This is a genomic window from Pseudomonas sp. LB1P83, from assembly GCF_054897885.1.
Genome location: NZ_CM142709.1, coordinates 5,535,260 through 5,558,175 on the forward strand (window position 1 = coordinate 5,535,260; position 22,916 = coordinate 5,558,175).

23 protein-coding genes and 4 tRNA genes are annotated in these 22,916 nt (G+C 54.9%); 1 reads left to right on the plus strand and 26 read right to left on the minus strand.

Translation table 11 applies throughout. The features are described from left to right. Position 1 precedes the first annotated feature (1 nt). The 20 genes from rplV to ACYZTY_RS25530 form a co-directional block, all read right to left on the minus strand. Positions 2–334, minus strand: a complete 333-nt coding sequence (rplV, locus tag ACYZTY_RS25435; protein WP_003103908.1) for a 50S ribosomal protein L22 — start codon at positions 332–334, stop codon at positions 2–4. A gap of 13 nt (positions 335–347) precedes the next feature. Continuing rightward, entirely contained in the window at positions 348–623 is a 276-nt protein-coding gene (gene rpsS / locus ACYZTY_RS25440) for a 30S ribosomal protein S19 (protein ID WP_002555486.1), read from the minus strand. Positions 624–639: 16 nt separating this feature from the next. After that, positions 640–1,464 carry a 50S ribosomal protein L2 gene (gene rplB, locus ACYZTY_RS25445; protein ID WP_003176423.1) on the minus strand — a complete coding sequence of 275 codons (825 nt, stop codon included), beginning with the start codon at positions 1,462–1,464 and terminating at the stop codon, positions 640–642. 14 nt (positions 1,465–1,478) lie between these two features. After that, the gene (gene rplW, locus ACYZTY_RS25450) at positions 1,479–1,778 is read right to left on the minus strand and encodes a 50S ribosomal protein L23 (protein WP_002555488.1); all 300 of its coding nucleotides are present in this window, start codon (positions 1,776–1,778) and stop codon (positions 1,479–1,481) included. Continuing rightward, positions 1,775–2,377 (minus strand): 50S ribosomal protein L4, encoded by a 603-nt coding sequence (rplD, locus tag ACYZTY_RS25455; protein ID WP_007896707.1) that lies wholly within the window; start codon positions 2,375–2,377, stop codon positions 1,775–1,777. The genes rplW and rplD overlap by 4 nt, the downstream gene beginning before the upstream one ends. A gap of 12 nt (positions 2,378–2,389) precedes the next feature. Beyond that, a complete protein-coding gene (gene rplC / locus ACYZTY_RS25460; RefSeq protein ID WP_003186059.1) occupies positions 2,390–3,025 on the minus strand; it encodes a 50S ribosomal protein L3 in 636 nt (211 codons plus the stop codon). 80 nt (positions 3,026–3,105) lie between these two features. Further along, on the minus strand, positions 3,106–3,417 hold the full coding sequence (rpsJ, locus tag ACYZTY_RS25465) for a 30S ribosomal protein S10 (RefSeq protein ID WP_003186070.1): 312 nt from the start codon (positions 3,415–3,417) through the stop codon (positions 3,106–3,108). A 156-nt stretch (positions 3,418–3,573) separates the two neighbouring features. After that, the gene (gene tuf / locus ACYZTY_RS25470) at positions 3,574–4,767 is read right to left on the minus strand and encodes an elongation factor Tu (RefSeq protein WP_131062045.1); all 1,194 of its coding nucleotides are present in this window, start codon (positions 4,765–4,767) and stop codon (positions 3,574–3,576) included. Between the two features lie 31 nt (positions 4,768–4,798). Further along, positions 4,799–6,904 (minus strand): elongation factor G, encoded by a 2,106-nt coding sequence (fusA, locus tag ACYZTY_RS25475; protein ID WP_131062046.1) that lies wholly within the window; start codon positions 6,902–6,904, stop codon positions 4,799–4,801. A gap of 30 nt (positions 6,905–6,934) precedes the next feature. Next, entirely contained in the window at positions 6,935–7,405 is a 471-nt protein-coding gene (gene rpsG, locus ACYZTY_RS25480; protein ID WP_002555493.1) for a 30S ribosomal protein S7, read from the minus strand. A gap of 117 nt (positions 7,406–7,522) precedes the next feature. After that, positions 7,523–7,894 carry a 30S ribosomal protein S12 gene (rpsL, locus tag ACYZTY_RS25485; RefSeq protein ID WP_002555494.1) on the minus strand — a complete coding sequence of 124 codons (372 nt, stop codon included), beginning with the start codon at positions 7,892–7,894 and terminating at the stop codon, positions 7,523–7,525. Positions 7,895–8,110: 216 nt separating this feature from the next. Next, complete coding sequence (gene rpoC, locus ACYZTY_RS25490; protein WP_008145492.1) at positions 8,111–12,310, minus strand: DNA-directed RNA polymerase subunit beta'; 4,200 nt, start codon at positions 12,308–12,310, stop codon at positions 8,111–8,113. Positions 12,311–12,374: 64 nt separating this feature from the next. Further along, a complete protein-coding gene (gene rpoB / locus ACYZTY_RS25495; protein WP_461955948.1) occupies positions 12,375–16,448 on the minus strand; it encodes a DNA-directed RNA polymerase subunit beta in 4,074 nt (1,357 codons plus the stop codon). A 220-nt stretch (positions 16,449–16,668) separates the two neighbouring features. Further along, positions 16,669–17,034, minus strand: a complete 366-nt coding sequence (gene rplL / locus ACYZTY_RS25500; protein ID WP_010467258.1) for a 50S ribosomal protein L7/L12 — start codon at positions 17,032–17,034, stop codon at positions 16,669–16,671. Between the two features lie 80 nt (positions 17,035–17,114). Beyond that, a complete protein-coding gene (rplJ, locus tag ACYZTY_RS25505; protein ID WP_010467255.1) occupies positions 17,115–17,615 on the minus strand; it encodes a 50S ribosomal protein L10 in 501 nt (166 codons plus the stop codon). A gap of 198 nt (positions 17,616–17,813) precedes the next feature. Beyond that, a complete protein-coding gene (gene rplA, locus ACYZTY_RS25510; RefSeq protein ID WP_007896626.1) occupies positions 17,814–18,509 on the minus strand; it encodes a 50S ribosomal protein L1 in 696 nt (231 codons plus the stop codon). Beyond that, positions 18,509–18,940 carry a 50S ribosomal protein L11 gene (gene rplK / locus ACYZTY_RS25515; protein ID WP_003210097.1) on the minus strand — a complete coding sequence of 144 codons (432 nt, stop codon included), beginning with the start codon at positions 18,938–18,940 and terminating at the stop codon, positions 18,509–18,511. The genes rplA and rplK overlap by 1 nt, the downstream gene beginning before the upstream one ends. 116 nt (positions 18,941–19,056) lie before the next feature. Then, positions 19,057–19,590: a transcription termination/antitermination protein NusG gene (gene nusG / locus ACYZTY_RS25520; protein ID WP_007896622.1), complete on the minus strand. Its 534-nt coding sequence runs from the start codon at positions 19,588–19,590 to the stop codon at positions 19,057–19,059. Positions 19,591–19,599: 9 nt separating this feature from the next. Next, complete coding sequence (gene secE / locus ACYZTY_RS25525) at positions 19,600–19,968, minus strand: preprotein translocase subunit SecE (RefSeq protein WP_131062048.1); 369 nt, start codon at positions 19,966–19,968, stop codon at positions 19,600–19,602. Positions 19,969–20,013: 45 nt separating this feature from the next. Next, positions 20,014–20,089 (minus strand) — tRNA-Trp (locus ACYZTY_RS25530). A gap of 23 nt (positions 20,090–20,112) precedes the next feature. Here ACYZTY_RS25530 and ACYZTY_RS25535 point away from each other — a divergent pair. After that, a complete protein-coding gene (locus tag ACYZTY_RS25535; protein WP_461955949.1) occupies positions 20,113–20,283 on the plus strand; it encodes a hypothetical protein in 171 nt (56 codons plus the stop codon). Here ACYZTY_RS25535 and ACYZTY_RS25540 read toward each other — a convergent pair. The 6 genes from ACYZTY_RS25540 to birA form a co-directional block, all read right to left on the minus strand. Then, a tRNA-Thr gene (locus ACYZTY_RS25540) sits at positions 20,262–20,337 on the minus strand. The two genes, ACYZTY_RS25535 and ACYZTY_RS25540, sit on opposite strands and share 22 nt — an antisense overlap. A gap of 26 nt (positions 20,338–20,363) precedes the next feature. Next, positions 20,364–20,437, minus strand: a tRNA-Gly gene (locus tag ACYZTY_RS25545). 24 nt (positions 20,438–20,461) lie between these two features. Then, positions 20,462–20,546 (minus strand) — tRNA-Tyr (locus tag ACYZTY_RS25550). A 142-nt stretch (positions 20,547–20,688) separates the two neighbouring features. Further along, positions 20,689–21,129 carry a hypothetical protein gene (locus ACYZTY_RS25555; RefSeq protein WP_461955950.1) on the minus strand — a complete coding sequence of 147 codons (441 nt, stop codon included), beginning with the start codon at positions 21,127–21,129 and terminating at the stop codon, positions 20,689–20,691. A 7-nt stretch (positions 21,130–21,136) separates the two neighbouring features. Next, positions 21,137–21,886 carry a pantothenate kinase gene (locus tag ACYZTY_RS25560; protein WP_461955951.1) on the minus strand — a complete coding sequence of 250 codons (750 nt, stop codon included), beginning with the start codon at positions 21,884–21,886 and terminating at the stop codon, positions 21,137–21,139. Beyond that, positions 21,876–22,835, minus strand: coding sequence for a bifunctional biotin--[acetyl-CoA-carboxylase] ligase/biotin operon repressor BirA (gene birA / locus ACYZTY_RS25565; protein WP_461955952.1), 960 nt, complete (start codon positions 22,833–22,835; stop codon positions 21,876–21,878). The genes ACYZTY_RS25560 and birA overlap by 11 nt, the downstream gene beginning before the upstream one ends. Positions 22,836–22,916 lie beyond the last annotated feature (81 nt).

Below are 22,916 nucleotides of genomic sequence, written 5' to 3' on the forward strand. Positions count from 1 at the left end.
GTTACTTGTCAGCAACCTTGACAGTGATATGGCAAGACCGCTTGACGATGCGATCAGCACGGCCTTTGGCACGTGGCATGATTCGCTTCAGCGAACGCCCTTCGTTGACGAAAACGGTGCTGACTTTAAGGTCATCAACGTCTGCGCCTTCGTTGTGCTCGGCGTTGGCTACGGCCGACTCCAGCACTTTCTTCATGATCTCGGCGGCTTTCTTACTGCTGAAAGCCAACAGGTTGAGCGCTTCGCCCACCTTCTTCCCGCGGATCTGGTCGGCGACCAAGCGGGCTTTCTGGGCGGAGATTCGAGCGCCCGACAACTTAGCGGCTACTTCCATCGTTCCTTACCCCTTAACGCTTGGCTTTCTTGTCTGCCACGTGCCCACGATATGTGCGGGTACCGGCAAACTCGCCTAGTTTGTGGCCGACCATGTCTTCGTTCACGAGAACTGGAACATGTTGACGACCGTTATGCACAGCAATGGTCAAACCGACCATTTGTGGCAGGATCATGGAACGGCGCGACCAGGTCTTAACTGGTTTGCGATCGTTCTTTTCCGCCGCCACTTCGATCTTCTTCAGTAGGTGAAGATCAATAAAAGGACCTTTTTTCAGAGAACGTGGCACTGTCGTATCCCTCTATTTACTTGCGACGACGGACGATCATTTTGTCGGTACGCTTATTACCACGAGTCTTCGCGCCCTTAGTCGGGAAGCCCCATGGCGATACCGGATGACGACCACCAGAGGTACGACCTTCACCACCACCATGTGGGTGGTCAACCGGGTTCATGGCAACACCACGAACGGTTGGGCGAACGCCACGCCAGCGTTTGGCACCAGCTTTACCCAGCGAACGCAGGCTGTGCTCGGAGTTCGAGACTTCACCCAGGGTCGCGCGGCATTCAGCCAGCACTTTACGCATCTCACCAGAACGCAGACGCAGGGTCACGTAGACACCTTCACGAGCGATCAGCTGAGCCGAAGCACCAGCGGAACGAGCGATTTGCGCGCCTTTACCTGGCTTCAATTCGATGCCGTGTACGGTGCTACCAACTGGAATGTTACGCAGTTGCAGAGCGTTGCCCGGCTTGATCGGTGCCAAAGCACCTGCGATCAGCTGGTCACCAGCACTCACGCCTTTAGGGGCGATGATGTAGCGACGCTCGCCATCTGCGTACAGCAGCAGAGCGATGTGAGCAGTACGGTTTGGATCGTATTCAATACGCTCGACAGTGGCAGAGATGCCATCTTTGTCGTTGCGACGGAAATCGACCAGACGATAATGCTGCTTATGGCCACCACCGATGTGACGAGTGGTAATGCGACCATTGTTGTTACGACCACCAGTCTTCGATTTTTTCTCGAGCAGCGGTGCGTGAGGAGCGCCTTTATGCAGCTCCTGGTTGACCACCTTGACCACAAAACGGCGGCCAGGGGAAGTCGGTTTGCATTTAACGATTGCCATGATGCACCCCTTCCTTACTCAGCACTGCTGCTGAAATCGAGATCTTGGCCTGGCTGAAGGGAGATAACTGCCTTCTTCCAGTCATTACGCTTGCCCAGACCGCGAGCAGTGCGCTTGCTCTTACCCAGAACATTCAGGGTAGTAACACGCTCTACTTTCACGCTGAACAGGCTTTCGACGGCCTTCTTGATTTCCAGCTTGGTTGCGTCAGTTGCAACCTTGAAAACGAACTGGCCTTTTTTGTCAGCCAGAACCGTAGCCTTCTCGGAAACGTGCGGGCCAAGCAGAACTTTAAATACGCGTTCCTGGTTCATCCCAGCAGCTCCTCGAATTTCTTCACGGCCGACACGGTGATCAACACCTTGTCGTATGCGATCAGACTAACTGGATCGGAACCTTGCACGTCACGTACATCAACGTGTGGCAGGTTACGAGCAGCCAGGTACAGGTTCTGATCAACTACTTCAGACACGATCAAGACGTCAGTCAGGCCCATGCCGGTCAGTTTGTTCAGCAGATCTTTGGTCTTCGGTGCATCAACAGCGAAGTCCTGAACCACAACCAGACGATCAGTACGCACCAGCTCAGCAAGGATGGAACGCATTGCTGCGCGATACATCTTCTTGTTCAGCTTCTGGGTGTGATCCTGAGGACGAGCTGCGAAAGTGGTACCGCCGCCACGCCAGATTGGGCTACGGATAGTACCGGCACGAGCACGGCCAGTACCTTTCTGACGCCATGGGCGCTTACCGCCACCACGAACGTCGGAACGGGTCTTTTGCTGCTTGCTACCTTGACGGCCGCCGGCCATGTAGGCCACGACTGCTTGGTGAACGAGCGTCTCGTTGAATTCGCCGCCAAATGTCAGTTCGGAAACTTCGATCGCTTGAGCGTCATTTACATTTAATTGCATGTCAGCTTCCCCTTAACCGCGAGCCTTGGCTGCTGGACGTACAACCAAGTTGCCGCCAGTAGCGCCAGGAACAGCGCCCTTGACCAACAACAGATTGCGTTCAGCGTCCACGCGCACTACTTCGAGGGACTGCACGGTCACGCGCTCAGCGCCCATATGACCGGACATTTTTTTGCCCTTGAATACACGACCAGGAGTCTGGCACTGGCCGATAGAGCCTGGAACGCGGTGGGACACGGAGTTACCGTGGGTATTATCTTGCCCGCGGAAGTTCCAACGCTTGATCGTACCCTGGAAGCCTTTACCCTTGGACTGACCGGTTACATCAACCAGTTGACCAGCGGCGAAGATTTCAGCGTTGATCAGATCGCCGGCCTGGTACTCGCCTTCTTCAAGGCGGAATTCCATTACGGTACGACCAGCGGCAACGTTCGCTTTAGCGAAGTGGCCAGCTTGAGCAGCTGTAACACGCGAAGCACGACGCTCGCCTACAGTGACTTGCACTGCACGATAGCCATCGGTCTCTTCAGTTTTGAACTGGGTGACGCGATTCGGCTCGATCTCAATGACCGTGACCGGAATGGAGACACCTTCTTCGGTGAAAATACGGGTCATACCGCATTTACGACCGACTACACCAATAGTCATGTTGTAAACCTCATGAGTGTACGGGGCTTTCACCCGCTATGGCCGCCCATTTCAGAGCGTTACACGACTAAGACCGAGTCTTAGCCGAGGCTGATCTGTACTTCCACACCGGCCGCAAGATCAAGCTTCATAAGAGCATCAACGGTTTTATCCGTTGGCTGGACGATGTCCAGAACGCGCTTATGAGTACGGATCTCGTACTGGTCACGCGCGTCTTTGTTGACGTGCGGGGAGACCAGAACGGTGAACCGCTCTTTACGGGTAGGCAGTGGAATTGGACCACGCACTTGAGCACCAGTACGTTTCGCGGTTTCCACGATTTCCTGGGTGGATTGGTCGATCAGGCGATGGTCAAAAGCCTTCAACCTGATACGGATTTGCTGATTTTGCATTGGATTTCAGACTCCGGCTGCTATTCCCACCGAGCGCAATACGCCCGTTAAAAGGAGGCGCAATTCTATAGACGCCCCATATAGGTGTCAACCCAATAAAAAAGCCCCCGCTAAGCGGGGGCTTTTTCAATTCATCAAAGCTTACTCAAAAAGAGCTTACTCGATGATTTTGGCTACGACGCCAGCGCCGACGGTACGACCGCCTTCACGGATAGCGAAACGCAGACCGTCTTCCATTGCGATGGTCTTGATCAGGGTGACAACCATTTTGATGTTGTCGCCTGGCATTACCATTTCAACGCCTTCCGGCAGTTCGCAGTTACCAGTCACGTCAGTAGTACGGAAGTAGAACTGTGGACGGTAGCCTTTGAAGAACGGAGTGTGACGACCGCCTTCTTCTTTGCTCAGAACGTAGACTTCAGCTTCGAACTTGGTGTGCGGCTTAACCGAACCTGGCTTGACCAGAACCTGGCCACGCTCAACGTCGTCACGCTTGGTACCACGCAGCAGAACGCCGCAGTTCTCGCCAGCACGACCTTCGTCGAGCAGCTTACGGAACATTTCAACACCGGTGCAGGTGGTGACGGTAGTGTCACGCAGACCAACGATTTCCAGCGAATCCTGAACCTTGACGATACCGCGCTCGATACGGCCAGTTACAACAGTACCGCGACCGGAGATCGAGAATACGTCTTCGATTGGCATCAGGAACGGCTTGTCGATAACACGGACTGGATCTGGAATGTAGCTGTCCAGAGTCTCAACCAGTTTACGAACGGCAGTGGTGCCCATTTCGTTGTCGTCTTGGCCGTTCAGAGCCATCAGAGCCGAACCGATGATGATCGGAGTGTCATCGCCCGGGAAGTCGTAAGTGCTCAGCAGATCGCGCACTTCCATCTCAACCAGTTCCAACAGCTCAGCGTCGTCTACCATGTCAGCCTTGTTCAGGAAGACAACGATGTACGGAACGCCAACCTGACGGGACAGCAGGATGTGCTCACGGGTTTGCGGCATTGGACCATCAGCGGCCGAGCAAACCAGGATAGCGCCGTCCATCTGAGCAGCACCGGTGATCATGTTCTTCACATAGTCAGCGTGACCTGGGCAGTCAACGTGAGCGTAGTGACGGATCAGCGAGTTGTATTCAACGTGCGCGGTGTTGATGGTGATACCACGAGCCTTTTCTTCCGGAGCGCTGTCGATCTTGTCGAAAGCAACAACGGCCGAACCGAAAACTTCGGAGCAGACGCGAGTCAGAGCAGCGGTCAGCGTGGTTTTACCATGGTCAACGTGACCGATGGTGCCAACGTTGACGTGCGGGAGGTCACGTACAAATTTTTCTTTAGCCACGACAATTAACTCCTAGCCTAAAGGGGCTGAATCAGCCTTGTTTTTTGGTAACGGTTTCGACGATGTGCGACGGAGCCGTATTGTATTTTTTGAATTCCATAGAGTAGCTTGCGCGACCTTGGGACATGGAACGGACGTCGGTCGCATAACCGAACATCTCGCCCAGCGGAACTTCGGCACGAATTACTTTGCCGGAGACCGTGTCTTCCATACCCAGGATCATGCCGCGACGACGGTTAAGGTCGCCCATCACGTCACCCATATAGTCTTCAGGTGTAACAACCTCTACCGCCATGATCGGCTCGAGCAACTCACCACCACCCTTCTGGGCCAGTTGCTTGGTCGCCATGGAAGCAGCCACCTTGAACGCCATCTCGTTGGAGTCGACGTCATGGTAGGAACCATCAAACACGGTAGCCTTCAGGCCGATCAGCGGATAGCCGGCAACAACGCCGTTCTTCATCTGCTCTTCGATACCCTTCTGGATAGCCGGGATGTATTCCTTAGGAACCACACCACCCACTACTTCGTTCAGGAATTGCAGACCTTCCTGACCTTCGTCAGCAGGAGCAAAACGAATCCAGCAATGACCGAACTGGCCACGACCGCCGGACTGACGAACGAACTTGCCTTCGATTTCGCAACTCTTCGTGATGCGCTCACGGTACGAAACTTGAGGCTTACCGATGTTGGCTTCGACGTTGAACTCGCGGCGCATCCGGTCAACCAGGATGTCCAAGTGCAACTCGCCCATGCCGGAGATGATCGTTTGACCAGTCTCTTCATCAGTCTTGACGCGGAAAGATGGGTCTTCCTGAGCAAGCTTGCCCAGAGCGATACCCATTTTTTCCTGGTCATCCTTGGTCTTAGGCTCTACGGCAACCGAGATAACCGGCTCCGGGAAGTCCATGCGAACCAGGATGATTGGCTTGTCAGCGTTGCACAAAGTCTCACCGGTGGTGACGTCCTTCATGCCGATCAAGGCCGCGATGTCACCAGCGCGTACTTCCTTGATTTCTTCACGGGCGTTTGCGTGCATTTGCACCATACGACCCACGCGCTCTTTCTTGCCTTTAACCGAGTTGATCACGCCGTCGCCGGAGGCCAACACGCCCGAGTAAACTCGAACAAAGGTCAAGGTACCCACGAATGGGTCGGTGGCAATTTTGAATGCCAGAGCGGAGAACGGTTCGTTGTCGTCTGCATGACGCTCCAGATCGATAGTCTCGTCATCCGGGTCAGTACCCTTGATGGCAGGAATATCAACAGGCGCAGGCAAGTAGTCGATAACGGCGTCGAGAACCAGGGGAACGCCCTTGTTCTTGAAGGAAGAACCGCAAACAGCCAGAACGATCTCACCAGCGATAGTACGCTGACGCAGAGCGGCCTTGATTTCCGCGTTGGTGAGTTCTTCACCTTCGAGGTACTTGTTCATCAGCTCTTCGCTGGCTTCGGCCGCAGCCTCAACCATGTTACCGCGCCACTCGTCAGCCAGTTCCTGCAGTTCAGCAGGGATAGGCTTGCGAACTGGAACCATACCTTTGTCAGCGTCATTCCAGTAAACAGCTTCCATAGCCATCAGATCGATCTGACCCTGGAAGTTGTCTTCGGAACCGATGGCCAACTGGATTGGCACCGGGGTGTGACCCAGACGCTGCTTGATCTGACCGATCACGCGCAGGAAGTTCGCACCAGCACGGTCCATCTTGTTTACGTAAACAAGACGTGGAACGCCGTATTTGTTGGCTTGACGCCATACGGTTTCCGACTGAGGCTCAACACCCGAGGTGCCGCAGAACACAACGACCGCGCCGTCGAGAACACGCAGGGAACGCTCAACTTCAATAGTGAAGTCAACGTGGCCCGGGGTGTCGATGACGTTAAAACGGTATTGGTCCTTGTGCTGCTTCTCGGAACCCTGCCAGAAGGCGGTAATGGCAGCAGAAGTAATGGTAATACCACGCTCCTGCTCCTGAACCATCCAGTCTGTGGTCGCGGCGCCGTCATGCACCTCGCCCATTTTGTGACTTTTGCCAGTGTAAAAAAGGACGCGCTCGGTGGTGGTGGTTTTACCAGCATCCACGTGAGCAACGATACCAATGTTACGGTAGCGGTTAATCGGTGTTGTACGAGCCATAAAGCCCTCGCAAAATTAGTGACGCTAAAATTAGAAGCGGTAGTGCGAGAAAGCCTTGTTGGCTTCAGCCATACGGTGCACGTCTTCACGCTTCTTAACTGCAGCACCTTTGCCTTCAGCGGCGTCCAACAGTTCGCCAGCCAAACGCAGAGCCATAGACTTCTCGCCGCGCTTACGGGCGAAGTCTACCAACCAGCGCATTGCCAGAGCGTTACGACGGGACGGACGAACTTCGACCGGAACCTGGTAAGTAGCACCGCCTACACGGCGCGACTTTACTTCGACCAGCGGAGCGATGGCGTCGAGAGCTTTCTCGAAGATTTCCAGGGGATCGCTGTTCTTGCGTTCTTTAACCTTTTCCAGCGCGCCATAAACGATACGCTCGGCAACGGCTTTCTTGCCGCTTTCCATCACGTGGTTCATGAACTTGGCCAGGATCTGGCTGCCGTATTTTGGATCGTCAAGCACTTCGCGCTTGGCTGCTACGCGTCTTCTTGGCATGGATAAGCCCTCAAACGGTCTTCAGGTTCGCTCGGAATCGGTGCCCTTTCGGGACGCCTCCGACCTTACTCTTATCGACTCAGAAAAATAGAAAATCAGTTTTACAAAAAGCCACTACTACTTAGGCTTCTTGGTACCGTACTTCGAACGACCTTGGTTACGACCTTTAACGCCGGAAGTATCCAAAGAGCCGCGAACGGTGTGGTAACGAACACCTGGCAAGTCTTTTACACGGCCGCCACGGATCAGTACGACGCTGTGCTCTTGCAGGTTGTGGCCTTCACCGCCGATGTACGAGGAAACCTCGAAACCGTTGGTCAGACGCACGCGGCATACTTTACGCAGTGCCGAGTTAGGTTTTTTCGGCGTGGTGGTATACACACGGGTGCATACGCCACGACGTTGCGGGCAGTTCTGCAGCGCAGGTACGTCGGATTTCTCGACGATACGCTTACGCGGCTGACGTACCAGCTGGTTGATAGTTGCCATCTACTAGCTCCACTGTTGTCTTGCGACGCTATTGTCTTGCAAGAAAAGCAAAATGGCAGGAACGAATTCCCGCCAAATTTAGGGGTACAAGAGTCTAAAGAGGATCTTGCCCCCAGTCAAGGCAAGGCCCCGACCTTCCCGTTCATCGAACCTCGACAAATTGTCTTGATTCGATGAACGGAACGATCAGGGCCTTACGCTCATTTATCGCAGAACTCAGTTACCGCTCGAGTTCAGCGCTTCGGTCAGTGCAGCTTCCACTTCACTGGCGCTTACGCGCAACGGTTTGTCAGCATCACGGCGGCGCTTGCGCTCGCTGTGATAAGCCAGACCGGTACCGGCCGGGATCAGGCGACCCACGACCACGTTTTCTTTCAGGCCGCGCAGGTAATCGCGCTTGCCGGTTACCGCCGCTTCGGTCAGTACGCGAGTGGTTTCCTGGAAGGAAGCCGCCGAGATGAACGATTCGGTGGACAACGACGCCTTGGTGATACCCAACAGCACGCGAGTGAACTTGGAAACGAATTTCTCGTCGCCAGCCAGACGCTCGTTCTCTACCAGAACGTGAGTCAACTCCATCTGGTCGCCCTTGATGAAAGTCGAGTCGCCGGATTCAGCGATTTCAACTTTACGCAGCATCTGACGCAGGATGGTCTCGATGTGCTTGTCGTTGATCTTCACGCCTTGCAGACGATAAACGTCCTGGATTTCGTTCACGATGTATTTGGCCAGCGCACTCACACCCAGCAGACGCAAGATGTCGTGTGGATCGCTAGGGCCGTCGGAGATAACTTCGCCGCGGTTTACCTGTTCGCCTTCGAAGACGTTCAGGTGACGCCACTTCGGAATCAGCTCTTCGTACGGATCGGTACCGTCGTTCGGAGTGATAACCAGACGGCGCTTGCCTTTGGTCTCTTTACCGAACGCGATGGTGCCGCTGACTTCAGCCAGAATCGAGGCTTCTTTCGGACGACGTGCTTCGAACAAGTCGGCAACACGTGGCAGACCACCGGTGATGTCACGGGTCTTCGAAGTCTCTTGCGGGATACGAGCGATAACATCACCGATCGCAATCTTCGCACCATCCGCAACACCGACCAGGGCGTTGGCTGGCAGGAAGTACTGAGCGATAACGTCAGTGCCTGGCAGCAACAGATCCTTGCCGTTGTCATCAACCATCTTCACAGCAGGACGGATATCTTTACCGGCAGCTGGACGGTCTTTGGCGTCGAGTACTTCAATGTTGGTCATACCGGTCAATTCGTCAGTCTGACGCTTGATCGTGATGCCTTCTTCCATGCCCACGTAGGTCACGGTACCTTTCATTTCGGTAACGATTGGGTGAGTGTGCGGATCCCACTTGGCCACGATTGCGCCAGCGTCGACCTTGTCACCTTCTTTAACCGAAATCACAGCACCGTACGGCAGCTTGTAACGCTCGCGCTCACGACCGAAGTCATCAGCGATCGCCAGCTCACCGGAACGAGACACAGCAACCAGGCAACCATCCACTCGCTCAACGTGCTTCAGGTTATGCAGACGGACGGTACCGCCATTCTTCACCTGAACGCTGTCAGCTGCGGAGGTCCGGCTTGCCGCACCACCGATGTGGAAAGTACGCATGGTCAGCTGGGTACCCGGCTCACCGATGGACTGGGCGGCGATAACGCCGACCGCTTCACCGATGTTCACCTGGTGACCACGAGCCAGGTCACGGCCGTAGCACTTGGCGCAAATGCCGTAGCGGGTTTCGCAGCTGATCGGCGAACGCACGATCACTTCGTCGATGCTGTTCAGCTCGATGAACTCGACCCACTTCTCGTCTACCAGAGTACCGGCAGGAACGATGATTTCTTCGGTACCCGGCTTGAACACGTCACGAGCAATGACACGACCCAATACGCGCTCACCCAACGGCTCAACAACGTCACCGCCTTCAATGTGCGGAGTCATTACCAGGCCATGTTCGGTGCCGCAATCGATCTCGGTCACAACCAGATCCTGCGCCACGTCTACCAGACGACGAGTCAGGTAACCGGAGTTCGCAGTTTTCAACGCGGTATCCGCCAAACCTTTACGAGCACCGTGAGTGGAGATGAAGTACTGAAGTACGCTCAAACCTTCACGGAAGTTCGCAGTAATCGGCGTTTCGATGATGGAACCGTCCGGCTTGGCCATCAGGCCACGCATACCGGCGAGCTGACGGATCTGCGCAGCAGAACCCCGTGCGCCCGAGTCGGCCATCATGTACATCGAGTTGAAGGACTCTTGGTCGACTTCGACGCCATGGCGGTCGATGACTTTCTCTTTCGAGAGGTTGGCCATCATCGCCTTGGAAACTTCATCGTTCGCCTTGGACCAAAGGTCGATCACTTTGTTGTACTTCTCGCCCTGGGTTACCAGGCCGGAGGCGTACTGACTTTCGATCTCTTTCACTTCATCAGTAGCAGCATTGATGATGCGGGCTTTTTCATCCGGGATAACGAAGTCGTTAACACCGATGGAAACGCCGGAAATGGTCGAATAGGCAAAACCGGTGTACATCAACTGGTCAGCGAAGATCACGGTCTCTTTCAAACCAACCACGCGGTAGCACTGGTTGATCAGCTTGGAGATCGCCTTTTTCTTCATCGGCTGGTTGACGACGTCGTACGACAGGCCAGGTGGAACTACCTGGAACAACAGCGCACGGCCGACAGTGGTGTCGACGATACGGGTGTTCTTGACGCTGCCACCATCACGATCGTTGACGGTTTCGTTGATCCGCACTTTGACTTTGGCGTGCAGTGCGGCTTCGCCGGCACGGAACACACGGTCAACTTCTTGCAGATCCGCGAACACACGACCTTCGCCCTTGGCGTTGATCGCTTCACGAGTCATGTAGTACAGACCCAATACAACGTCCTGCGACGGAACGATGATTGGCTCACCGTTGGCTGGCGACAGAATGTTGTTGGTCGACATCATCAACGCACGCGCTTCCAACTGGGCTTCCAGTGTCAGCGGTACGTGCACGGCCATTTGGTCGCCGTCGAAGTCGGCGTTGTACGCAGCACAGACCAACGGGTGCAGCTGGATAGCCTTACCTTCGATCAGTACCGGTTCAAACGCCTGGATACCCAGACGGTGAAGGGTCGGTGCACGGTTGAGGAGAACCGGGTGCTCACGGATCACTTCAGCGAGAACGTCCCAAACTTCCGGCAGTTCGCGCTCGACCATCTTCTTGGCAGCTTTGATGGTGGTCGCGAGACCACGCATTTCCAGCTTGCCGAAAATGAACGGCTTGAACAGCTCGAGAGCCATCTTCTTCGGCAGACCGCACTGGTGCAGACGCAGGGTCGGACCTACGGTAATTACCGAACGACCGGAGTAGTCAACACGCTTACCGAGCAAGTTCTGACGGAAACGACCTTGCTTACCCTTGATCATGTCAGCCAGGGATTTCAGAGGACGCTTGTTCGAACCGGTGATAGCGCGACCACGACGACCGTTGTCGAGCAGTGCATCGACGGCTTCCTGCAACATACGCTTTTCGTTGCGCACGATGATGTCCGGAGCGGACAGATCGAGCAGACGCTTCAAGCGGTTGTTACGGTTGATCACTCGACGATACAGATCGTTGAGGTCGGAAGTCGCGAAGCGACCGCCATCCAGCGGGACCAGTGGACGCAGATCTGGCGGCAGTACCGGCAGAACGGTCAGCACCATCCATTCTGGAAGGTTGCCGGAACCCTGGAAGGCTTCCATCAACTTCAGACGCTTGGACAGCTTCTTGATCTTGGTTTCGGAGTTGGTTTGCGGAATTTCTTCACGCAGACGGCCAATCTCGTGTTCCAGGTCGATAGCGTGCAACAGTTCACGGACAGCTTCGGCACCCATGCGGGCATCGAAATCGTCGCCGAACTCTTCCAGCGCTTCGAAGTACTGCTCGTCGTTCAGCAGCTGACCTTTTTCAAGGGTGGTCATGCCTGGGTCGATAACGACATAGCTCTCGAAGTAGAGAACGCGCTCGATATCACGCAGGGTCATGTCCATCAGCAAGCCGATACGCGACGGCAGCGATTTCAGGAACCAGATGTGGGCAACTGGCGAAGCCAGTTCGATGTGCGCCATGCGCTCACGACGAACTTTAGCCAGTGCGACTTCAACGCCGCACTTCTCGCAGATCACACCACGGTGCTTCAAGCGCTTGTACTTACCGCACAGGCACTCGTAATCCTTCACCGGGCCAAAGATCTTGGCGCAGAACAGGCCGTCACGCTCAGGTTTGAACGTACGGTAGTTGATGGTTTCCGGCTTTTTAACTTCACCGAACGACCACGAACGGATCATCTCAGGCGATGCCAATCCAATACGGATGGCGTCGAACTCTTCGACTTGACCCTGGTTTTTCAGCAAATTCAGTAGGTCTTTCAAGGCCTTTCCTCCTGGCGGAGCAGAGAGCGGGCAATCCTGCCCCGCTCTCGATTCGCGTCACGTGTTATTCGGTTTCCAGATCGATATCGATGCCGAGGGAACGAATTTCCTTGATCAACACGTTGAAAGACTCGGGCATGCCCGGCTCCATACGGTGATCGCCATCCACGATGTTTTTGTACATCTTGGTACGGCCGTTCACATCGTCCGACTTCACTGTGAGCATTTCTTGCAGAGTGTAAGCAGCACCGTATGCTTCCAGTGCCCAGACCTCCATCTCCCCGAAACGCTGACCACCGAACTGCGCCTTACCACCCAGCGGCTGCTGGGTAACCAGGCTGTACGAACCGGTAGAACGAGCGTGCATCTTGTCGTCTACCAAGTGGTTCAGCTTCAGCATGTACATGTAGCCAACAGTAACCGGGCGCTCGAACTTGTTGCCGGTACGGCCGTCGGTCAGCTGCATCTGGCCGCTTTCTGGCAGGTCTGCCAGTTTCAGCATGGCCTTGATTTCGCTTTCCTTGGCGCCGTCGAACACTGGAGTGGCCATTGGAACGCCGCCACGCAGGTTCTTCGCCAGATCCAGGATTTCCTGGTCGGAGAAGCTATCCAGATCTTCGTTACGACCGCCGATCTGGTTGTAGATCTCGTCGAGGAATTTACGAAGCTCAGCGACTTTGCGCTGCTCTTCGATCATCCGGTTGATCTTCTCGCCCAAGCCTTTAGCCGCGAGGCCCAGGTGGGTTTCAAGGATCTGACCAACGTTCATACGCGAAGGTACGCCCAACGGGTTGAGGACGACGTCGACCGGGGTGCCATTGGCATCGTGCGGCATGTCTTCAACCGGCATGATCACGGAGACCACACCTTTGTTACCGTGACGACCGGCCATCTTGTCGCCCGGCTGGATGCGGCGACGGATTGCCAGGTAAACCTTGACGATTTTCAGCACGCCTGGAGCCAGGTCATCGCCCTGCTGCAGTTTGCGCTTCTTGTCTTCGAACTTGTCGTCCAGCAGACGGCGGCGATCAACGATGTAGGCCTGAGCCTTCTCGAGCTGCTCGTTCAGAGCATCTTCAGCCATGCGCAGTTTGAACCACTGACCATGCTCAAGACCGTCGAGAACTTCGTCGGTGATTTCCTGACCTTTCTTCAGACCGGCGCCGCCTTCGGCTTTGTGGCCGACCAGAGCGGAACGCAGACGTTCGAAAGTGGCGCCTTCAACGATACGGAACTCTTCGTTCAGGTCCTTGCGGATCTCGTCGAGTTGAGTCTTCTCGATCGACAGTGCACGAGCATCACGCTCAACGCCGTCGCGGGTGAAGACCTGTACGTCGATGACGGTACCCTTGGTGCCGGTAGGCACGCGCAGGGAGGTGTCTTTAACGTCGCTGGCTTTTTCACCGAAGATGGCACGCAGCAGTTTTTCTTCCGGAGTCAGCTGGGTCTCGCCTTTCGGAGTGACCTTACCAACCAGGATGTCGCCTGCGCCAACTTCAGCACCTACGTAAACGATACCGGCTTCGTCCAGTTTGTTCAGTGCAGCCTCACCCACGTTCGGGATGTCTGCAGTGATTTCCTCTGGCCCAAGCTTGGTGTCACGTGCCACACAGGTCAGTTCCTGAATGTGGATCGTGGTAAAGCGGTCTTCTTGAACAACTCGTTCCGACAGGCAAATGGAGTCTTCGAAGTTGTAACCGTTCCAGGCCATGAACGCGATGCGCATGTTCTGACCCAGCGCCAGCTCACCCATGTCGGTGGACGGGCCGTCAGCCATGATGTCGCTACGCTGAACCCGATCACCTTTACGCACCAGCGGACGCTGGTTGATGCAGGTGTTCTGGTTGGAGCGGGTGTATTTGGTCAGGTTGTAGATGTCGACACCAGCTTCACCGGTTTCAACTTCATCATCAGCAACACGAACCACGATACGGCTGGCGTCGACGGAATCGATAACGCCACCACGACGAGCCACGACGCAAACGCCGGAGTCACGAGCTACGTTACGCTCCATGCCGGTACCGACCAGCGGCTTGTCAGCACGCAGGGTTGGTACAGCTTGACGCTGCATGTTCGAACCCATCAACGCACGGTTGGCGTCATCGTGCTCGAGGAACGGGATCAGCGACGCTGCAACCGAAACTACCTGCTTCGGCGATACGTCCATCAAGGTGACGTCTTCCGGCGCCTTGACGGTGAACTCGTTCAAGTGACGAACAGCTACCAGCTCGTCGATCAGCATTTTCTTGTCGTTCATCGTGGCCGAAGCCTGAGCGATCACGTGATCAGCTTCTTCGATGGCGGACAGGAACACGATCTCGTCGGTAACCAGAGCGTCTTTAACCACACGGTACGGGCTCTCGAGGAAGCCGTACTGGTTGGTGCGCGCATAGGCAGCCAGGGAGTTGATCAGACCGATGTTCGGACCTTCCGGCGTTTCAATCGGGCATACACGACCATAGTGAGTCGGGTGTACGTCACGAACTTCAAAGCCAGCACGCTCACGAGTCAAACCGCCAGGGCCGAGTGCAGAAACACGACGCTTGTGGGTGATCTCGGACAGCGGGTTGTTCTGGTCCATGAACTGGGAAAGCTGGCTGGAACCGAAGAACTCCTTCACCGCCGCAGCCACTGGCTTGGCGTTGATCAGGTCTTGCGGCATCAGGCCTTCGCTTTCAGCCATCGACAGACGCTCTTTGACCGCACGCTCAACACGTACCAGGCCAACGCGGAACTGGTTCTCGGCCATTTCGCCTACGCAGCGAACACGACGGTTACCCAGGTGGTCGATGTCATCGACTATGCCTTTACCGTTACGGATGTCGACCAGAGTCTTCAGTACCGCGACGATGTCTTCTTTGCACAACACGCCAGAACCTTCGATCTCGGTACGACCGATACGACGGTTGAACTTCATCCGGCCGACCGCAGACAGGTCGTAGCGCTCAGGGCTGAAGAACAGGTTGTTGAACAGAGTCTCGGCAGCGTCTTTGGTTGGCGGCTCGCCTGGACGCATCATGCGATAGATCTCGACCAGCGCTTCCAATTGGTTGCTGGTGGAGTCGATCTTCAGGGTGTCGGAGACGAACGGACCACAGTCGATATCGTTGGTGTACAGAGTTTCGATGCGAACAACCTGGGACTTGGCGATTTTTGCCAGGATCTCGGTGTTCAGCTCGGTGTTGCACTCTGCCAGGATTTCGCCGGTTGCCGGATGCACGATGGCCTTGGCGGTAGTGCGACCCAGGACGTAGTCCAGAGGCACTTCCAGGGTCTTGAGACCGGCTTTTTCGATCTGGTTGATGTGGCGCGCAGTAATACGACGACCAGCCTCAACGATGACCTTGCCCTTCTCGTCCTGAATATCCAGAACAGCAATTTCACCACGCAGACGCGAAGCAATCAGTTCCAGACTGAGGGTTTCGCCGCTCAGATGGAAAACGTTGGTGGTGTAGAACGCGTCGAGCACTTCTTCAGTGGTATAGCCGAGCGCGCGCAGCAGTACCGATGCAGGCAGCTTGCGACGACGGTCGATACGCACGAACACGCAGTCTTTCGGGTCGAACTCGAAGTCCAGCCACGAACCGCGGTAAGGAATGATGCGCGCGGAGTACAGCAGTTTACCGGAGCTGTGCGTCTTGCCACGGTCGTGGTCGAAGAACACGCCCGGGGAACGGTGCAGCTGGGAAACGATTACACGCTCGGTACCGTTGATTACGAAGGTACCGTTCTCAGTCATCAGGGGGATTTCACCCATGTAGACTTCTTGCTCTTTAATGTCCTTGATCGCTTTGTTCGACGATTCTTTGTCGAAAATGATCAGGCGCACTTTTACCCGCAAAGGTACGGCGTAAGTTACACCGCGCAATACGCATTCTTTGACATCAAATGCCGGTTCGCCCAGGCGATAACCGACGTACTCCAGCGCAGCATTGCCGGAGTAGCTGATGATCGGGAAAACGGATTTGAAGGCCGCATGCAGGCCCACGTCGCGGAACTGATCTTTAGTCGCTCCCGCTTGCAAGAATTCACGATACGAATCCAGCTGGATGGCCAGGAGATACGGCACATCCATGACGTCCGGCAACTTGCTAAAGTCCTTGCGGATACGTTTTTTCTCAGTATATGAGTAAGCCATCAGCGTTCCCCAGCTTGGTCACCTGCTTGTTTGGCCCCTCCCGACGGGAGCAGCCAGAAAATCGTGCAAACCCCATGGTTTGCGCCACCGCATCGGGTGGTTACAGCTCGTTACCAGCACCGACCCAGTCGGCTGCCAATAACGGAAAAAGGCCGGTGGCAAGAGCCACCAGCCATCAGCCTTTCGCTTAACGCTCGGGCTGGAGGAGCAAAGTCGATGCTTACTTCAGCTCGACTTTAGCGCCTGCTTCTTCCAGAGTGGCTTTGGCTTTGTCAGCTGCGTCTTTCGAAACAGCTTCCAGAACCATGCCAGGAGCGCCGTCAACTACAGCCTTGGCTTCTTTCAAGCCCAGACCGGTCAGTTCACGTACTGCCTTGATCACGTTAACTTTCTTCTCGCCAGCTTCCAGCAGCATGACGTTGAATTCAGTTTGTTCTTCAACAACAGCAGCGACAGCAGCTGGACCAGCGGAAGCAGCGGCAGCGGATACGCCGAACTTCTCTTCCATGGCCTTGATCAGCTCAACGATTTCCAGAACGGATTTTTCGCCGATTGCTTCGATGATTTGGTCGTTAGTCAGAGACATGACTATAAATTCCTGTATTGGGGTGACAGCCTACGCGGCCATCGAAATAAACAATAAACGCTGAAAGGAGTCGCTCAGCCTTAGGCTGCAGCTGCTTCTTTCTGGTCGCGAAGAGCCGCCAGAGTACGAGCCAATTTGCTGGTTGCGCCTTGAATCACGCTCATCAGCTGAGAAATTGCTTCGTCACGGGTCGGCAGGCTTGCCAGTACGTCGATCTGATTAGCTGCGAGGAACTTGCCCTCGAACGCAGCTGCCTTGATCTCGAACTTATCCTGACCTTTTGCGAACTCTTTGAAGATACGGGCAGCAGCGCCCGGATGTTCTTTGGAGAATGCAATCAAGGTCGGGCCAGTGAACACGTCGTTGAGCACGTCATATTGAGTGCCAGCAACGGCGCGCTTGAGCAGGGTGTTACGTACAACACGTACGTAAACGCCAGCTTCACGAGCCTCTTTACGGAGTCCGGTCATAGCGCCTACTGTTACGCCACGGGCATCAGCCACGACAGCGGACAGAGCAACTTGGGCAGCCTTGTTGACTTCAGCGACGATGGCCTTCTTGTCTTCAAGTTTAATTGCCACGGGAAAAACTCCTGCTTGTTACCGTTTCATCCAACCGAGGCCAGATGTCGTTTTGGTGTCTGATTCGGTAAGGAACCGGGAGCACCATCTGCGTAGGCTTGAGGTTTAAGACTTGCGTCGCCTACGGTCTTGGATAGCCCCCGCCAGGCAGGGACCCCAATCTTTCAATTGGCGCAATCGCTTGCGCCAACCATTGTCTTACGCGTCGAGCGAGCCTTGGTCGATGACCAGACCTGGACCCATGGTGGTGCTCAGGGTAACGCGCTTGACGTAAATACCTTTCGAGGAAGCAGGCTTGATACGCTTCAGATCAGCGATCAGGGCTTCAACGTTTTCCTTCAGCTTGACGGCATCAAAGCCGACTTTGCCAACGGAGGTGTGAATGATGCCGTTTTTGTCGGTGCGATAACGAACCTGACCAGCCTTGGCGTTTTTAACCGCGGTAGCTACGTCTGGGGTTACAGTGCCGACTTTAGGGTTAGGCATCAGGCCGCGCGGGCCCAGGATCTGACCCAACTGACCAACAACGCGCATGGCATCCGGGGATGCGATAACTACGTCATAGTTCAGGTCGCCGCCTTTCATTTCGGCAGCCAGGTCGTCCATACCTACACGGTCAGCGCCGGCAGCCAAAGCGGCCTCAGCAGCTGGACCCTGAGTGAACACAGCTACGCGAACAGTCTTGCCAGTGCCGTGTGGCAGCACAGTAGCGCTACGAACAACCTGGTCAGATTTACGCGGGTCAACGCCAAGGTTTACAGCAACGTCGAACGACTCGCTGAATTTCACAGTCGACAGCTCAGCCAGCAGAGCAGCAGCGTCTACAAAGTTGTAGGACTTGCCTGCTTCGATTTTGCCGGCGATAGCCTTTTGACGCTTGGTCAACTTAGCCATTACACACCCTCCACGTTAAGGCCCATGCTACGAGCAGAACCGGCGATAGTACGCACGGCTGCGTCCATATCAGCTGCAGTCAGATCCGCGTTTTTGGTTTTCGCGATTTCTTCCAGCTGAGCACGGGTCACAGTGCCAACCTTAACGGTGTTCGGACGAGCGGAACCGCTAGTCAGACCGGCAGCCTTCTTCAGCAGAACCGAAGCAGGGGTGGATTTGGTTTCGAAAGTGAAGCTACGGTCGCTGTAGACAGTGATGATCACTGGAGTCGGCAGACCTGGTTCAATACCCTGAGTACGGGCGTTGAAAGCCTTGCAGAATTCCATGATGTTCACGCCGTGCTGACCCAAAGCAGGACCAACAGGTGGGCTTGGGTTAGCCTGAGCGGCCTTCACTTGCAGCTTGATGTAAGCGGTAATCTTCTTGGCCATGAGGCACTCCAATTACGGGTTCGAACGCCTCGAAAGGCTCCCCGGTTACTTGCGCGTTTATCCCAGTGACGACAAAACCCCACAGCCTAGGCTGCGGGGTTGGGATACTTGTTCAGCTAGACCTTTTCGACCTGACTGAACTCTAACTCTACCGGAGTAGAGCGACCGAAAATGAGCACCGCCACTTGGATCCGGCTCTTTTCGTAGTTAACCTCTTCGACCGTGCCAGTGAAATCGGCAAACGGACCGTCATTGACACGCACCGACTCACCCGGCTCGAACAACGTCTTCGGCTTCGGCTTGTCGCTACCATCAGCAACGCGACGCAGAATCGCTTCTGCCTCTTTATCTGTGATCGGTGCAGGCTTATCAGCGGTACCGCCGATGAAACCCATCACCCGAGGAGTATCCTTGACCAAGTGCCAAGTACCCTCATTCATATCCATCTGAACCAGCACATAACCTGGGAAGAACTTGCGCTCGCTTTTGCGTTTCTGGCCATTACGCATTTCAACCACTTCTTCAGTGGGAACCAGAATTTCGCCAAAGCCATCTTCCATGCCAGCCAGCTTTACGCGCTCAACCAACGAGCGCATGACATGCTTCTCGTAACCGGAGTAAGCATGCACAACGTACCAACGCTTAGCCACGGGACACCCTTAGCCGACAATCAAGGAAACAAGCCAGCCGAGCAGGGAATCAAGCCCCCACAACAGCAACGCCATAACCAGAACAACAGCCACAACAATCAGCGTGGTCTGCGTGGTTTCTTGGCGAGTTGGCCATACGACTTTACGAATTTCGGTGCGAGCTTCCTTAACCAATACAAAGAAAGACTTGCCCTTGACTGTCTGCAGACCTACAAAGGCAGCTACAGCAGCAATGGCGAGCAATGCAAGTACGCGGTACAGGATTGGCGAAGCAGAATAATACTGGTTGCCAACAACGCCAACAATCACCAAGGCGACTACTACAAGCCACTTGAGCAGATCGAAGCGAGAGCCTTGAGCTTCAGCTTTAGGAGTCATCTATGAAGATCCTGTGAAAAGAAAGCCAGACACACCTAGTGAATCTGGCAGGTCAGGAGGGAATCGAACCCCCAACCTACGGTTTTGGAGACCGTCGCTCTGCCAATTGAGCTACTGACCTAAAACAAAATCAGGCCGACCATTATGCCGACCCGAAAAAGACATTACAACAATTTACTCGGCAGCCTTGACTTCATCACCAAAACCACCCGCACGATCACCCAGCAAAAACAACAAGATGCGACCGCAACCATTAAAACAAAGGCAGATATTTTCATATCTGCCTTGTTATATGGAGCTCTTGAGCGGATTTGAACCGCCGACCTCACCCTTACCAAGGGTGTGCTCTACCAACTGAGCTACAAGAGCGTAACACTTTGCAGGATCTGCAAACTTGGAGCGGGTAGCGGGAATCGAACCCGCATCATCAGCTTGGAAGGCTGAGGTTCTACCACTAAACTATACCCGCGGAGCTTGCAGCTCTCGCTAAAAATGGTGGAGGGGGAAGGATTCGAACCTTCGAAGTCGTAGACGTCAGATTTACAGTCTGATCCCTTTGGCCGCTCGGGAACCCCTCCTAAGCGAGCCGGCATTCTATATCATGCCGACCTTCTGTCAAGCATTTTCTCATTAAAAACCTGAGGTTAGCTGCGTTGACACCGCTTTGCACCGTTGACCCTTAAAGGTCTTCACTGCGAAGCGGGCGCCATTCTATGCAAACTATTCCGCAGGCGCAACCCCCTCGCACGGCATTATTTTATGTTTTAACTCATTGAATTCTCTGGAAAGGTTTAGCAGCTGAAGATCATCCACTAAACGCCGGCTTTCGGGCGCTACACGGACCCAGTAACCAGCAGAATCAGAGGAGTCTTTTGGCAAAGACTGAAATTTGATATCCATCCCGCTCAATCGCCGCTCAGCTGCCAGCGCGATCTCCTGACGAGTAAAGCCACCCAAATAGAGGCACCCACTGTCCGTCGACGCTGACTTTCCTTTCTCACGAGCCGCATCAGTCGTCTCGCTCAGCAAGCGGATATCCTGCTGCGATCCTCGATACAAACTTAATGGCGTGACGTCTTTCGCACGCAGCGGAGCTTCTTGTTGATGCCAGATGTAATAGAAGACATTGAGAACAAGAAGCAGCAGAAACAACCAACGCATAAAAACCTCAAGACAAAGGACATGCCATTGCCAAACCTACAAACACCAGGTCCGGAACCAGCCTGGCATCGGGCACAATTTCAGAGACGAGTGCCGCATCACCTCCCGTGAGGAATACAGCAAAATCCCCCCCCCAATAACTACGCGCCATTTCCAGCTGAGTCAGGACGAAGCCCCTCAGCATAAGCGAACACCCTCGCTCAACCGCCTCGACAGTTGTGCGGCCAGGCACAAGGCTTTCCAGGGCGCGCTCGGCAGCAATATCGCCGTAGCGAATCTTGCGGGTATGGGTTCGCAACTGGTTGCGCATCAAAGGCATCCCAGGACAAATAAACCCACCAAGATGCTCCCCATCCCCCGCAATGAAATCAGCAGTCACAGCGGTACCAAAATCGAGCACCAGGCACGCTCCTGCGGCCAGGTGAAATCCACCAAGCATCGCGAGCCAGCGATCAAGCCCCAACCGCTCGAACTCCTCGTAACCATTTCGTACGCCAGCCACTTCGCGCGCCGGAGCAGCGCATATGGCGGACACAGAGAACGCTTGCGTCAGCAGAGAAGTCAACGCGCCGGTTTCTTCGGTCGTTCTGACACTGACCAACCGACACTGCTTGAGAGCCAGCCCTTCAAGCCCATTCAGGCTTTCCAGCAAGGCGAGATCTGAATCCACCACACCCTCACCAAACACCCGCTCGGCATCCGCATGGAGAACGCGCCACTTTATAAAACTGTTTCCGCAGTCGAGCTCAAGAATCATCACGCAACCTCAAGCTGAGCTCACCACCACTAAAGACTTTTTCCACACCATTTACCTTCAAGCGCAAGGCACCCTGACTGTCGATACCCAACACCTCACCATCTATCTGGTTAACACCAGCAATCAATGAGACTGCCCGCCCCTGCCAAAGATGGTTCTGCTCCCATTCCCGCTGGATAGCGGAAAACCCATCGATCTGATGACGAGCCAGGTACTTCTGAAGCATTAACCCTAATTGCGCGACGAGGCGATTGCGATCAAATACCCTGCCCGACTCCAGCCGCATGGATGTCCATTGCTGATCAATCTCATCGGTCGCCTGCATGTTCACATTAATTCCAACGCCCAGCACCACGTGACACACATCAGCAGGATCCCCCACCAATTCGAGCAATATTCCGGCAATCTTTTTCTGGCCAACCAAAACATCGTTGGGCCACTTCAAGCCCGCGCCCGGAATACCGAGATCTCGCAAAGCCTGCATGACAGCAAGCCCAACCACAAGGCTCAAGCCCTCGAGCTGACGCATTCCACCTTCGATACGCAATACGAGGCTGTAGTAGATGTTTTCCGCGAAAGGACTGGCCCAATTGCGACCACGACGGCCGCGCCCCGCAGTCTGCCGCTCGGAGAGCACCAAAAATGGCGCAGCCTGGCCACGTCCAATTGCGCGCAAGGCTTCGGCGTTAGTGGAGTCAATTGAGTCGAAGACCAGAATAGGCCAGTCACAAGAGGGCGCCTGCTCTTTTATGTCGGCAGGATCAAGCAGCATCAATGGCGCAGCCATTTGATAGCCGCGACCGCGCACCTTGTGGATGGACAAGCCGAGCTCAGCCTCTAAATGCTGAAGCTGCTTCCATACCGCACTACGACTGATACCCAAGGCTACGCCCAAGGCCTGACCCGAATGGAACTTGCCATCCTTAAGAAGCTTTAACAACGTCAGCATGCAAGTCTCGCCTCACAATGAGGCCCGCATGATAGCCATGCCCCGGGCTGTTGCATAGAAAACCCGAGAGCCAGTACTTTC